This window comes from Indioceanicola profundi (assembly GCF_003568845.1).
Lineage (GTDB): Bacteria > Pseudomonadota > Alphaproteobacteria > Azospirillales > Azospirillaceae > Indioceanicola > Indioceanicola profundi.
Genome location: NZ_CP030127.1, coordinates 568,514 through 582,155, shown reverse-complemented (window position 1 = coordinate 582,155; position 13,642 = coordinate 568,514). Strand labels below are relative to the sequence as shown.

Sequence of the window (13,642 nt, the reverse complement as noted above, 5' to 3'; positions counted from 1 at the left end):
CGGCGCGGCGGAGAGTTGCCGACATTGCGCACGGGGCGGGTTGTTAAAGGTCTCCCGTCAAACCTACATTTCCACTCGCACAAGCCAAACCAACCACATTTTTAGCGGTGTAGTATGAGCAGCACAGCAATGGCGGGCAGCGCGCCCCTGCCCTCCGCAGCGAGCAGCGCGACCGAACCGCCCGTCAACCGGCTGCCGGCCCTGGCGGCGCTGCTGGCGTTGGCGGGCGGAGCCCTTTGGCTGGGCGATGCGGTGTCGGGACGCCAAGCTGTGCTTTACCTGCTAGGCGGTGCGCTCGGTGTCGTGCTTTATCATGCCGCCTTCGGCTTCACCCATGCCTTCCGCGTTTTCCTGACCGACGGGCGGGGGGCCGGCATCCGGGCGCAGATGGTGATGCTGGCTGTGGCCTGTGCCCTGTTCTTCCCGGCGCTCGGCCATGGCAGCCTGTTCGGCCAGTCCGTCGGCGGGATCATCTTCCCTGTCGGCACGGCGGTGGTGGCCGGAGCTTTCATGTTCGGCATCGGCATGCAGATCGCCGGCGGCTGCGCCTCCGGCACGCTCTACACCATCGGCGGGGGCAGCACCGCCATGCTGGTGACCCTGGCCTTCTTCATCGTCGGCTCGACCGTCGGCGCGCCGCACCTGCCCTGGTGGAACAGCCTGCCCCGCTTCGAATCCGTCTGGCTAATCGGGGAACTGGGCTGGCTGCCGGCGCTGGCCGTCAATCTGGCCGTGTTTGGCGCAGTCTACGCCCTGACTGTCTGGCTGGAGAAGCGCCGGCACGGCACGCTTCAGCATGAGCTGAACAGCAGCGCCGTGACGGATGGGCCGTTGTGGCGCCGTATGCTGCGCGGGCGCTGGCCGCTGCTGTGGGGCGCCGTAGCGCTGGCCGTGCTGAATTTCGCGACGCTGGCAGTGGCCGGCCGGCCCTGGGGCATCACCAATGCCTTCACCCTCTGGGGGTCCAAGGTCGCCATGAACTGGAATGAGGACATCCTGTTCTGGGACTACTGGGCCGATGCCGCCCAGGCCACGGCCCTGGAGTCCAGCATCTTCACCGACATCACCACGGTCATGAATTTCGGCCTGATCGCCGGCGCCCTCTTGGCCGCGGCCCTGGCCGGCCGCTTCGCGCCGAACCTGCGCCTGCCCTGGCGCATACTGGCGGCGAGCATCATAGGCGGCCTGCTGCTGGGCTATGGCGCGCGGATCAGCACGGGGTGCAACATCAGCGCCTATTTCGGCGGTGTAGCCTCTGGCAGCCTGCATGGCTGGGTCTGGTTGCCGGCCGCGCTCGCGGGCAATTGGGTCGGTCTTCGCCTCCGCCCCTGGTTCCGACCCGCATGAGCAATCCAGCACTCGGCGTGCCGTAACGGGCTTCGGTCCACCCGGTTGTTCTGTTGAATGACTGGGCGGGAGACAGGCCATGCGGGTATTTCCGCCTCAACCACGCTTCTGAGCGTGTTCCAGGCCCTCAGCGGGTGCACTGCGGACCAGACCGGCGGCAGCGCCTGCGCCGGAACCGAACGTCGCGGATCTTGGTCCAGGCAACCGGTGCATCATGCGGCGGAGCATCAGAAGCTGGCAGGCCGTCTCGCGCGACATGATCATGGTGGAGGGAAGCGGCACGGAACGGCACCTCGTGCGCTTCTCCGGCGCTTGCATCGCAAATCCCAGGTTCGAGATCGCCGTGGGCTTCGAATCCCGGGACTTCCAAATCTGTCCATACGGGCAGGATGCCCTGATGATCGATGGGCAGCGCTGTACGATCTGGGAACTTCCGCCGGAAGGCGCAAAAACGCAGCAACCTGCGAGCTGACCCTTACCCTGCATTGCCGGCCTGCTTTACTGGAAAGAAAGCCCTGGCCTGCGATATACCCTAGGGCCGCGTGCCGCCGGCCGATCAGGATTCGGCACGCCGCTTTTCCAGGGAGTGGGTTTGTGAAGATCAGCATCGACATGGGCCTGACCGACCTCGGCGCGCCCGCGACGATGGACCTTGAGGAATTGCTGGCGACCCGCCTGCTGGTGCAGGGCAATTCCGGGTCCGGCAAGTCGCACCTGCTGCGCCGCCTGCTGGAGCAGTCGGCCCCCTATGTCCAGCAATGCATCGTCGATCCGGAGGGCGACTTCGTCACCCTGGCCGACAAGTACGGCCATGTGGTGGTGGAGGCCGACCAGCATACCGAAATTTCCCTGCAGCGCGTCGCCGCCCGCGTGCGCCAGCACCGCGTCTCCGTCGTCCTGAACCTGGAAGGGCTGGATGTGGAGATGCAGATGCGCATGGCCGCCGCCTTTCTGGGCGGGCTGTTCGATGCCGACCGGGAGGTCTGGTACCCCATGCTGGTGGTGGTGGACGAGGCGCAGCTCTTCGCCCCCGCCGCCGCGGGCGAGGTGTCGGATGAGGCGCGGAAGGTCAGCCTGGGCGCCATGACCAACCTGATGTGCCGTGGCCGCAAGCGCGGTCTGGCCGGCGTCATCGCCACCCAGCGCTTGGCCAAGCTGGCCAAGAACGTGGCGGCCGAGGCCTCCAACTTCCTGATGGGCCGCACTTTCCTGGATATCGACATGGCCCGCGCGGCCGATCTGCTCGGCATGGAGAAGCGGCAGGCGGAGATGTTCCGCGACCTGGAGCGCGGGCATTTCGTGGCCCTGGGCCCGGCCCTGTCCCGCCGCCCCCTGCCGCTGCGCATCGGTGCGGTGGAAACCGCCGGCCGGGGCGGCAGCCCCAAGCTGGTGCCTCTGCCCACGACCCCGCAGGAGGATGCGCGCGACCTGATCCTGACGCCCACGGACGAGGAGCGGATGACCCCGCTGGCCCAGCCCGTCCGCCGCTCCCCGCCGCCCCCGCCGCAGGACATCAACCAGCTTCTCCGTATAGCCGGGCAACGGCAGGCGGAAGCCGCGGCCCAGGCTGCCGCGGACGCCCAGGCGGAACCGCCGGACCCGGCGGAGATGGAGCAGAAGCTGGACGATATCCTGCGCCAAGTGCTGGCGGACCCGGATGCCGCCTTCCGCACCGATGCCGTGCTGTACCAGGACTTCCTGGTCCGCTGCCGCATCCACCGCGTGCGCGGGGAGAGCCTGGACATGGCGGCCTTCCGCCGCCGCCTGTCGGTGATCCGCGCCGGCGTGGACGCCAAGGCGGCCGGCAGCCCGGAATGGGATCAGGCGGTCAGCGCCGCCGCCGGCCTGCAGGAGGACATGCAGGGCGTGTTCCTGCTGATCGCACGGGCGGCGCTGGACCGTGCGCCTTGCCCCAGCGATGCCGAGGTGGCGCGCGCCTGCGGCAGCCGCTCCGCCGGGCGCGCGCGCCGTTTGCTGAGCTATATGGAGCAGCGGTCGGTGATCGTGTCGCGCAACGACCGGACGGGCAATCGCATCATCGCCCTGCCGGGCCTGGGGTGGGAAACCGCCCCCGGCAATCCCAATGCGGAAGAACCGGACCTGCCCTTGCTGGGCGGCGAGGAAGTGTCGGGAGCGGCCTGACCGCTCCCGCCATGGCAGCTTCGGTGTCAAGGTCGGAGCAATGAACACCGGCCGGTGCCGGTTCTTGCATATTCCCGATTTTTTGACCTGCATGGCTGCCTTCCCCTCGGTGCATCCCGAGGCTGAAGGCCGGGCGGCTGCTTACCGCCAGGTGATCAGGGCAGGTATCGACTCTCGCCCTCATGCCCGATCCAGATCTGCGTTTCGGTGCAAAGTCCTTTCCGCGGACGGCGCTCCGCTTCAACGCCGGGATGCGTCAGTGGCATTGGACAAGTATCATCTTTCTAGGTAGAAAGTCGTTGCCGGCCGCATCTGCGCGCCAGCAGCAGCGACAGCGATCTCATATGCAGGCGATTTTTCCGCTCCCCGCATATGAACGGTGCGCCGACAGGCCAGGCGGTCAGGAACGGGCCAGGAAAGCTGGACCCGTCCGCTTTGCGTCCGCCGGCGAAGGCCACCACTCTTGCGGCATCATCCGATTGCCCTGTCGCCGTGTTTAGGAAGGGAACCTCCCGCGCGAGCGGGCGAGAATCCCTGGTGTTTGGCCCATTTACGGGTCGGGCGCCCCTCTCGTGTGAAGAACCGAAGGAGCTCGACAGCCGATGTGCGGTATCAGCGGCGAAATCCAACCCAAGACCGGCCATGCCCCCAACGTGGCTGCCGTCCAGGCCATGTGCGATGTTCTGTCCCGGCGTGGGCCGGACGGGCACGGCGTGGTGGCGCAGGGGCGCGTGGCGCTTGGCCACCGCCGCCTCAAGATCATCGACCTTTCCGAAGCGGCGCAGCAGCCGATGGTGGACTCCGAGCTGGGACTGTCCATCGTCTTCAATGGCTGCATCTATAACCACAAGGAGCTGCGTGCCGAACTGGAGGGCAAGGGCTACCGGTTCTTCTCCACCGGCGACACGGAAGTGCTGATCAAGGCCTACCATGCCTGGGGCCCGCGCTTCGTCGAGCGCATGAACGGCATGTTCGCCTTCTGCATCGTGGAGCGGGAGTCGGGCCGCGCCGTTCTGGGCCGCGACCGTCTGGGCATCAAGCCGCTTTACTGGGCGGAGGTGCCCGGCGAGGGCGGCGGCAAGGCCTTCCGCTTCGCCTCCTCCCTGCCCGCCCTGGTGGCCGGCGGCGGCGTCGACCAGAGCGTCGATCCGGTGGCGCTTTACCATTACATGAGCTTCCACGCCGTGGTGCCGGCCCCGCGCACCATCTTGAAGGGCGTCAAGAAGATGCCGCCCGGCACGCTGATGACGGTGGAGCCGGACGGCACCCGGACCGAGACCAAATTCTGGGAAGTCACCTACGGACCGCAGCCGGGGGACGAGCGGAAAAGCTTCGCCGACTGGCAGGAGGAGGTGATCTCGGTTCTACGCACCTCCGTGCGTCGCCGCCTGGTGTCGGACGTGCCAGTTGGCGTGCTGCTCTCCGGCGGGCTGGACAGCTCTCTCATCACCGGCCTGCTGGCCGAGGAGGGGCAAAGCAATATCAAGACCTTCTCCATCGGCTTTGAGACGGTAGGCGAGGAGCGGGGCGACGAATTCCAGTATTCCGACATCGTCGCCAAGCACTTCGGCACCGATCACCGCAAGCTGTTCGTGGACAGCAGCCGTGCCCTGCCGGAGCTGGTGAACTGCGTCCGCGCCCAGTCGGAGCCGATGGTCAGCCACGACAATATCGGTTTCTACCTGCTGAGCCAGGAGGTGGCGAAGCATGTGAAGGTGGTCCAGTCCGGCCAGGGGGCGGACGAGGTGTTCGGCGGGTATCATTGGTACCCGCCTTTGCTGGACGTGTCCGGCGCGGATGCGGCTGTGGACGCCTATTCCAAGGTGTTCTTCGATCGCGGCATCGACGAGATGCGGCAGGTGCTGAGCCCCGCCATGTTCGACGGCACCGACCATGCCCGCGCCTTCGTGGCGGAGCGGTTCAAGATGCCGGGGGCGGAACGCGCGGTGGATCAGGCCCTGCGGCTGGACACCACGGTCATGCTGGTGGACGACCCGGTCAAGCGCGTGGACAACATGACCATGGCCTGGGGCCTGGAGGCGCGCGTGCCCTTCCTGGACCACGAGGTGGTGGAGCTGGCAGCCCGCGTTCCGGCTGAGATGAAGGTGGCCGAAGACGGCAAATACGTGCTGAAGGAAGCCGCCCGCAAGGTCATCCCATCGGAGGTGATCGACCGTCCCAAGGGCTATTTCCCGGTGCCGGCATTGAAGTACCTCCGTGGCCCCTTCCTGGAACTGGTGCGCGATCTGGTCACCAGCGAGAAGGCTCGCTCCCGCGGTCTTTTCCAGGAGAACTATGTCAACCGGCTGTTGGCGGAACCGGAAGCGCACATCACGCCGCTGCGCGGCTCCAAGCTCTGGCAGGTCGCCCTGCTCGAGTTCTGGTTCCAGGAGCACGGCATCTGAGCGGTTCCGCGCGAACGAGAACCGCCGATATCTGGAGGATCGTATGACCATTCCGCGTGGGCCGCACCAGCACCGTCTGGAGCGTAATGCCAGCCCCACCTTGAACTTGATCGGTCGCCCCCCTGCCCAGACCGACCCCATGCCCGAGGAGGTCCCCGAATCGGTTGTGGATTGCGGTTGGGGCCGGTTGATCTTCGCCCATACCTTCCGCGACCTGGACCGGCTGGTCGAGGTGATGCGGCAGGAGAAGCCGGGCCAGCGCGACATCGCGCTGTATCTGCACGATCCCCATGTCGCGCTGTCCCGGGCGCCGCAGGAGCTGTTCCTGGACCCCAGCCACACCTACCGCCTGTGGCTGAGCGGCTACCGCCCCGGCCGGCGCCGCCCCAAGGGCTATGCGATCCAGCGTCTGCGCCAGGAGGAGGAGGCCGTGGGCGCGCACGGCATCTACTCCCGCCGCGGCATGGTGCCCCCCGCCCCTGAGTTCCTGTACGAGACCCGCAACAGCCAGACCCTGACCCATCTGGTCGCCATTGACCAGAACAACGGCAAGGTGGTCGGCGTGGTCACCGGCGTGGACCACCAGCGCGCCTTCAACGATCCGGAAAACGGCAGCAGCCTCTGGTGCCTGGCGGTCGATCCGCAGGCCAGCTTCCCTGGCATCGGGGAAAGCTTGGTTCGCACGCTGGCGGAACATTTCCAGGCGCGTGGACGCGCCTTCATGGACCTGTCCGTGCTGCACAACAACGACCAGGCCATCGCGCTCTATGAGAAGCTGGGCTTCCGCCGCATCCCGGCCTTCGCGCTCAAGACCAAGAGCCCGATCAATGAGAGCTTGTTCATCGGCCCGCCGCCGGAGGATGAGGCCAAGCTAAACATTTATGCCGCCATCCTGGTGAAGGAGGCGCGCCGGCGCGGCATCGCGGTGGAGGTGCTGGACGCGGAGGGCGGCTTCTTCAGCCTGACCGCCGGCGGGCGCAGCATCGTCTGCCGCGAGAGCTTGACGGAGCTGACCAGCGCCATTGCCATGAGCCGGTGCGACGACAAGGCGGTGACCCGCCGGCTGATGGTCAAGAACGGTCTGAAGGTGCCGGCCCAGGCGGTCGCCGATTTCGGCGAGGGCAACAAGGCCTTCCTGGAGGAGCATGGCCGCATCGTGGTCAAGCCCGCCCGCGGCGAGCAGGGCCGCGGCATCACCGTAGATGTCCGCGACGAGGAGACGCTGGAACGGGCCATCGCCAGCGCCCGCCACCATTGCGAGACGGTGCTGCTGGAACAGTTCTGCGAGGGCCAGGATCTGCGCATCATCGTGATCGGGCATGAGGTGGTGGCCGCCGCCGTCCGCTGCCCGGCGGAGGTGGTTGGTGACGGCCAGCACACGATCCGGGAGCTGATCGAGGCGCAGAGCCGCCGCCGCGCCGCCGCCACCGGCGGGGAGAGCCGCATTCCAATGGATGCGGAAACGGAACGCTGCGTGCGCAGCGCTGGCCTGTCCATGGAGGATGTGCTGCCGGAGGGCAAGGTGCTGCCGGTGCGCAAGACCGCCAACCTGCACACCGGCGGCACGATCCACGATGTGACCGCCCGCCTGAACCCGCATCTGGCGGAAGTGGCGGTGAAGGCATCGCGGGCCCTTGATATTCCGCTTGTCGGGTTCGATTTCCTGGTTCCCGACGTGGAGGGCGAGGACTACGTCATCATCGAGGCGAATGAGCGTCCCGGCCTTGCCAACCATGAGCCGGCCCCGACGGCGGAGCGGTTCATCGACCTACTGTTCCCACATACCCGCGGAGGACATTGAGGATGAAGGATCTGCCGATCGACCGGGATTACCTGCTGGACACCTTGCGCCAGCTCTTGGCGATCCCGAGCCCGACCGGCTTCACCGACGAGGCGATCCAGTTTCTCCAGAACGAGCTGACCCGCCTCGGCATCAAGTACGAGATGACGCGCCGCGGCGCCATCCGTGCCAACCTGTCCGGCCGGCGCTATTCGCCGGACCGGGCGGTGGTGGCCCATGTCGATACGCTGGGCGCCCAGGTGAAGCGGCTGAAGGAGAACGGACGGCTGGAGCTGGTGCCCATCGGGCACTGGTCCGCCCGCTTCGCCGAGGGTGCGCGCTGCACCATCATGGCGGAGTCGAAGCGATACCGCGGCACCATCCTGCCGCTGAAGGCGTCGGGCCACACCTTCAACGAGGAGATCGACACCCAGCCGGTCGGCTGGCGGCATGTGGAGCTGCGCATCGATGAGCGCTGCACCACTTTGCAGGACATCCTGGATCTGGGCATCCATGTCGGCGACGGCGTCGCCATCGATCCCCAGCCGGAGGTCACGGACAGCGGCTTCATCAATTCCCGCCACCTGGACGACAAGGCCGGGGTGGCCATCATGCTGGCCGCCGCCAAGGCGGTGCTCGAGGCCGGGGTGGAGCTGCCGGTGGATTGCCACCTGCTGGTCACCATCAGCGAGGAGGTCGGCAGCGGCGCCTCCACCGGCCTGCACCAGGACGTGTCGGAAATGGTGACCATTGATAACGGCACCACGGCTCCGGGCCAGAACTCGTCCGAGTTCGGGGTGACCGTGGCCATGGCCGACATGACCGGGCCGTTCGACATGCGCCTGACGAAAAGCCTGATCGGCCTCTGCCGGGAATTCCACATCCCGCACCAGCGCGATGTCTTCCGCTATTACCGCTGCGACAGCGCCGCGGCGCTGGAAGCCGGCAACGACATGCGCACGGCGCTCATCTGCTTCGGCATCGACGCCAGCCATGGTTATGAGCGCATCCACGCCTCCGCCCTGGTCGACGTGGCGCGCCTTATCGCCGTCTACATGCAGTCCCCGCCGGAGGACAGTGCCTGACGCCGAACCGTAGGCTGGCGTAGGTCGCAAGCAGCGGAGCGGATTGCGACGTCGTCCAGATCCGTCGAACACATGTCGCAATCCGCTTCGCTGCTTGCGACCCACCTCAAGCGGCCGCCTTTGCCGCCGCCCGCGGATAGAACCGCCGCCCCTCCGCCGCCATGCGCTTCAGCAGGGCCGGCGGGGCGAAGCGGGGGCCATGCCGGGCGGCCAGGGCCTCGCACTGGCTGACGAAACTCGCCGCCCCCACGGTATCGATCAGCGAAAAGGGTCCGCCGCTCCAGGGCGCATACCCCAAGCCAAGGATGGCCCCAACATCGCCATCCTCCGGCGTGGTCAGCACCCCGTCCTCCATGGCGCGCACGGCATCGATGGCCTGGGCATAGAGCAGGCGCATCTTCACCTCCTCGACATCCGGCTGCTCCGCCTCCGGCTTCCGGGGCCAGTGAGCGCCCAGCCCGGGCCAGAGGCGTTTCTCCCCACTCTCCAGATAGTCGTAGAAGCCTTTGCCCGCCTTTCGTCCGGGCCGCCCGAACTCCTCCACCATGCGGCGGACCACATCCCAGCCGGTTGCCGGGACGTAATCGGCCCCGAGATCCTTTTCCCACTGCCGGTAGATTTTCCAGGCGAGGTCCAGGGCCGTTTCATCCGCCAGGGCCAGCGGCCCCACCGGCATGCCGGCCAGCCTTCCGGCATTCTCGATCAGCGCCGGACCGACGCCCTCTAGAAGCAAGGTCTGCCCCTCGTTCATGTAGGCGCCGCAGAAGCGGCTGGTGAAGAAGCCACGTCCGTCATTGACGACGATGGGCGTCTTGCCCAGTGCCCGGACCAGGTCCTGCGTCACCGCCAGCGCTGCCTCCCCCGTCCGCTCGCCGCGGATGATCTCCACCAGCGGCATCTTGTCGACGGGGCTGAAGAAGTGGATGCCGATGAACCGCTCCGGCCGCACGCTGGCCTGGGCCAGCCCGGTGATCGGCAGGGTGGAGGTGTTGGTGCCGATGATTGCGCCGGCCGGCATGGCGGCCTCCGCCCTGCGGGTCACCTCCGCCTTGATTTCACGGTCCTCGAACACCGCCTCGATCACATAGTCGGCGTCGGCCAGCGCCGCGTAGTCCGTGCCGGGCAGGATGCGGGCAAGGATGGCGTCCGCATCGGCCTGCTCCATCCGGCCCTTCGCGACTTGGCTCGACAGCAGCTTGGCGGCATGGCCTTTGCCACGCTCCACCGCCTCGAGGCTCTGGTCGATTAGCACGACCTCGATCCCGCGGGAGGCCGCCACATAGGCGATGGCCCCGCCCATCATGCCGGCCCCCAGCATGCCGATCCGGCGGAATTCCGCCTTCGGCACGCCGGCCGGGCGGCGCGCCAGCTTGTCCGCCCTGCCCTTGTTCAGGAACAGGGTGCGGATCATGTTCCGCGCAACGGGGTCTAGAAACAGCTTGGTGAAGTACTTGGCCTCCACCGCCAAGGCCTTGTCCATGGGGAGCTGGGTGCCCTCATAGACGCAGGACATGATGGCTTCCGGTGCCGGGTAATTGTGCCAGGTCCGGGCCTGGAGCAGGGCGTTGCCGGCCATGAAGGCCTGCACCGTGCCAGAATTCATGCCGCCAGCACCGCCCGGCACCTTGAAGCCCTTCTGATCCCAGGGCTGCACCGCCGCGGCGTTGTCGGACAGCAGCCAGGCCCGCGCCGCCTCCGCCACCGAATCCGCCGCCACGATCTCATGCACCAGCCCGGCGGCCCTGGCCTTCTCCGGCGACAGGTGCCGGCCTTCCAACAGCAGCGGCAGGGCCGCCTGGATGCCGATCATGCGCGGCAGGCGCTGGGTGCCGCCGGCCCCCGGCAGCAGGCCGACCTGCACCTCCGGCAGCCCTAGCCTGGCCGAAGGCGTATCCGCCGCCACGCGGTAGTGGCAGGCCAGCGCGATCTCGAACCCGCCGCCCAGCGCCGTGCCGTTGATGGCGCAGGCCACCGGCTTGCCGCAGGTCTCCAGCGCCCGGAGGGTGCGGGTGAACTTGCTCAACTCCGCATAAACCTGTTCCACCGGCTGGCTGCGCGCCTCCTCCATCCAGGCTTCGAAACCGACAAGGTCGGCCCCGGCCAGGAAATCCTTCTTGGCGGAGGTGATCAGGACGCCCTTGACCGCGTCGTCCTTGGCCGCGCGCGCCACGGCGGCGGCGAACTCATCGGCGAAACGGGTGTCGATCACGTTCATCGACCGGCCCGGCTGGTCTATGGTCAGGGTGCAGATGCCGCCGGCGTCGACGGCGATGGTGATGCTGCTGGTCATGGCTCACACCCGCTCGACGATGGTGGCGGTGCCCATGCCCGCACCCACACACAAAGTGGCAAGGCCGGTGGAGAGGTCGCGCCGCTCCATCTCGTCCAGCAGCACGCCCAGGATCATGGCCCCGGTGGCGCCCAGCGGGTGGCCCATGGCGATGGCCCCGCCATTGACGTTGATCCGGTCGTGCGGGATGTCCAGCGCATCCATGAAGCACAGCACCACGGCCGCGAAGGCCTCGTTCAGCTCCCAGAGGTCGATGTCGGCCTTGCTCATGCCGGCCCGCTTCAGCGCCTTCTCGGCGGAGAAGCTGGGACCGGTCAGCATGATCGTCGGCTCCGACCCGATGGAGGCGAAGCTGCGGATGCGGGCGCGGGGCCTGAGGCCGAGTTGCTCCCCCATCTCCCTTGTGCCGATCAGCACGCCGGCCGCCCCGTCCACGATGCCGGAGCTGTTGCCGGCATGGTGGACATGGTTGATTCGCTCCACCTGCGGGTATTTCTGCACCGCGACGCTGTCGAAACCATAATTCCGGCCCATCTCGGCGAAGGACGGGTTCAGGCCGCCAAGCGATTGCATGGTGGTCGGGCGCACCATCTCGTCATGGTCAAGCACCGTCATGCCGATCACGTCCTTGACCGGCTGGACGGAGCGGGAGAAGCGCCCCTCCGCCCAGGCCGCGGCGGCGCGCTTCTGGCTTTCCACGGCGTAGGCGTCCACATCGTCGCGGCTGTAGCCGTACTTGGTGGCGATCAGGTCGGCGCTGATGCCCTGGGGCACGAAGTAGGTCTTGATCGCCACGGCCGGGTCACTGACCCAGGCCCCGCCATCCGCCCCGATGGGCACGCGGCTCATGCTCTCCACCCCGCCGCCGATGGTCAGGTCCGACTGGCCGGACATGACCTTGGAGGCCGCCATGTTCACCGCCTCCAGCCCCGAGGCGCAGAAGCGGTTGATCTGCACCCCGGCCACGGTCTGGTCGAAATCGGCATTGATGGCGGCGACGCGGGCGATGTCCGCCCCCTGCTCCCCCACCGGGCTGACGCAGCCCAGGATGACATCGTCCACACAGGCCGTATCCAGGCCGTTCCGGTCGCGCAAACCCGCCAGAACCTGTGTCGCAAGCTGGATCGGCGTGATCTCGTGCAGCGAGCCGTCCTTCTTGCCCTTGCCCCGGGGCGTGCGGACATGGTCGTAGATATAGGCTTCCGGCATTTCCTCGGTCCCTGCTTCTCGCGGTGCGCCTCATGGGTCGGGCGCGCGGGTCAGGTTTGTTTTAGCACGAACGGTCGGTGCGGGAACGGGTGAGCTGCGGACCCCGGGCCCTCACCCGATCAGGATGGCCCGGAAATCGTTGACGTTCGTGCGGGTCGGCCCGGTGACGATCAGGTCGCCCAGCCGCTTGAACCAGCCATAGGCGTCGTTGTCGGCCAGCATGGCGTCGGGGTCCAGCCCCTGGGAGCGGCCGCGGGACAGGCTGCCGGGGCGGTGGATGGCGCCGGCATTGTCCTCCGTCCCGTCGATGCCGTCGGTGTCGCAGGCCAGCGCCCAGACGTTGGGCACCGGACCCAGCGCCAGGGCGAAGCCCAGCAGATATTCCACATTGCGCCCGCCGCGCCCCTGGCCGCGCACCGTTACGGTGGTCTCGCCGCCGGACAGGATCACCGTGCCGGACTCCGCCTCCATCGCCAACTTGGCGTGGGCGGCTCCCAGCTCCCGCGCCTCTCCTTCCAGATCGTCGCCCAGAATGATGGGATTGAGTCCGGCCTTACGCGCTTCCGCCGCCGCGGCTTCAAGCGCCTGCATCGGTGTGGCGATCATGCGGAACTCGGCATTGGCCAGACTGGGGTCGCCGGGCTTCGGGCTTTCCTCCGCTGCCTCCTCCAGGATGGCGGCGATGGCGGGCGGCGGCTCGATCCCGTATTTCGCCAGCACGGCGCGCGCCTCCGCGAAGGTGCTGGGGTCGGGCACGGTGGGACCGCTGGCGATCACCGCCGGATCGTCGCCGGGCACATCCGACACCGCCAGCGTCACGCAGCGCGCCGGCCAGGCCGCCGCCGCCAGACGCCCGCCCTTAATGGCGGAGAGGTGCTTGCGTACCGCATTGATCTCCGAGATCGTCGCCCCCGACCGCAGCAGCGCCTTCGCCACCGCCTGCTTGTCCTGAAGCGTGATGCCCGGTGCCGGCAGCGCCAGCAGGGACGAGCCGCCGCCGGAGATCAGGCAGAGCAGCAGATCGTCCGGCCCAAGCTCCGCCGCCATGTCCAGGATGCGCCGCGCCGCCTCCTGCCCGGCGGCGTCGGGCACCGGGTGGGAGGCCTCCACCACCTCAATCCTGCGGGTCGGCAGGCCGTGACCGTAGCGGGTCACCGCCAGCCCGACAGCTCGCCCGGCCAGTGCGCCTCCACCACCGCGGCCATCGCGGCGGCGGCCTTTCCGGCAGCCACCACCACGGTGCGGCCCTTCGGCGGCTCCGGCAGGGCGGGCGGCACGGCGGTTTCGGCCGCGACCGCATGCACGGCGGTATCGAACAGGCGGCGCAGCAGGGCGGCGGGATCGTCGGGGGTCATGGCACTGCTCCTCCGCATGCTCTTGGATC

Annotated in this window: 8 protein-coding genes and 1 pseudogene; 6 read left to right on the top strand and 3 right to left on the bottom strand. The window is 67.9% G+C overall.

Features of this window, described 5'->3' with window-relative positions; genetic code table 11:
• The first annotated feature begins 114 nt into the window (after positions 1-114).
• From DOL89_RS18815 to DOL89_RS18790, 6 genes are all read left to right on the top strand, one after another.
• Positions 115-1,347 (top strand): YeeE/YedE family protein, encoded by a 1,233-nt coding sequence (locus DOL89_RS18815; RefSeq protein WP_119680897.1) that lies wholly within the window; start codon positions 115-117, stop codon positions 1,345-1,347.
• 256 nt (positions 1,348-1,603) lie between these two features.
• The gene (locus tag DOL89_RS18810) at positions 1,604-1,819 is read left to right on the top strand and encodes a hypothetical protein (protein WP_162937672.1); all 216 of its coding nucleotides are present in this window, start codon (positions 1,604-1,606) and stop codon (positions 1,817-1,819) included.
• Between the two features lie 122 nt (positions 1,820-1,941).
• Complete coding sequence (locus tag DOL89_RS18805) at positions 1,942-3,489, top strand: ATP-binding protein (RefSeq protein ID WP_119680895.1); 1,548 nt, start codon at positions 1,942-1,944, stop codon at positions 3,487-3,489.
• A gap of 602 nt (positions 3,490-4,091) precedes the next feature.
• Positions 4,092-5,894 (top strand): N-acetylglutaminylglutamine amidotransferase, encoded by a 1,803-nt coding sequence (locus DOL89_RS18800; protein WP_119680894.1) that lies wholly within the window; start codon positions 4,092-4,094, stop codon positions 5,892-5,894.
• Between the two features lie 43 nt (positions 5,895-5,937).
• Positions 5,938-7,695 carry an N-acetylglutaminylglutamine synthetase gene (gene ngg / locus DOL89_RS18795; RefSeq protein ID WP_119680893.1) on the top strand — a complete coding sequence of 586 codons (1,758 nt, stop codon included), beginning with the start codon at positions 5,938-5,940 and terminating at the stop codon, positions 7,693-7,695.
• A 2-nt stretch (positions 7,696-7,697) separates the two neighbouring features.
• A complete protein-coding gene (locus DOL89_RS18790; protein WP_119680892.1) occupies positions 7,698-8,759 on the top strand; it encodes an osmoprotectant NAGGN system M42 family peptidase in 1,062 nt (353 codons plus the stop codon).
• A gap of 106 nt (positions 8,760-8,865) precedes the next feature.
• On the opposite strand, the gene DOL89_RS18785 is transcribed toward DOL89_RS18790, so the two are convergent.
• The 3 genes and pseudogenes from DOL89_RS18785 to DOL89_RS18775 all read right to left on the bottom strand — a co-directional run bounded on the left by DOL89_RS18785 (position 8,866) and on the right by DOL89_RS18775 (position 13,613).
• The gene (locus DOL89_RS18785; protein ID WP_119680891.1) at positions 8,866-11,049 is read right to left on the bottom strand and encodes a 3-hydroxyacyl-CoA dehydrogenase NAD-binding domain-containing protein; all 2,184 of its coding nucleotides are present in this window, start codon (positions 11,047-11,049) and stop codon (positions 8,866-8,868) included.
• Between the two features lie 3 nt (positions 11,050-11,052).
• Positions 11,053-12,258 (bottom strand): acetyl-CoA C-acetyltransferase, encoded by a 1,206-nt coding sequence (locus tag DOL89_RS18780; RefSeq protein ID WP_119680890.1) that lies wholly within the window; start codon positions 12,256-12,258, stop codon positions 11,053-11,055.
• Positions 12,259-12,369: 111 nt separating this feature from the next.
• Positions 12,370-13,613 (bottom strand): annotated as a pseudogene (locus DOL89_RS18775) (glycerate kinase type-2 family protein).
• Between the last annotated feature and the right edge of the window lie 29 nt (positions 13,614-13,642).

Excerpts from the sequence above, each read along its gene's own strand:
- DOL89_RS18815 (WP_119680897.1), top strand. The coding sequence starts at position 115 with ATGAGCAGCACAGCAATGGCGGGCAGCGCGCCCCTGCCCTCCGCAGCG.
- ngg (WP_119680893.1), top strand. The coding sequence starts at position 5,938 with ATGACCATTCCGCGTGGGCCGCACCAGCACCGTCTGGAGCGTAATGCC.
- DOL89_RS18800 (WP_119680894.1), top strand. The coding sequence starts at position 4,092 with ATGTGCGGTATCAGCGGCGAAATCCAACCCAAGACCGGCCATGCCCCC.
- DOL89_RS18780 (WP_119680890.1), bottom strand. The coding sequence starts at position 12,258 with ATGCCGGAAGCCTATATCTACGACCATGTCCGCACGCCCCGGGGCAAG.
- DOL89_RS18785 (WP_119680891.1), bottom strand. The coding sequence starts at position 11,049 with ATGACCAGCAGCATCACCATCGCCGTCGACGCCGGCGGCATCTGCACC.
- DOL89_RS18790 (WP_119680892.1), top strand. The coding sequence starts at position 7,698 with ATGAAGGATCTGCCGATCGACCGGGATTACCTGCTGGACACCTTGCGC.
- DOL89_RS18810 (WP_162937672.1), top strand. The coding sequence starts at position 1,604 with ATGATCATGGTGGAGGGAAGCGGCACGGAACGGCACCTCGTGCGCTTC.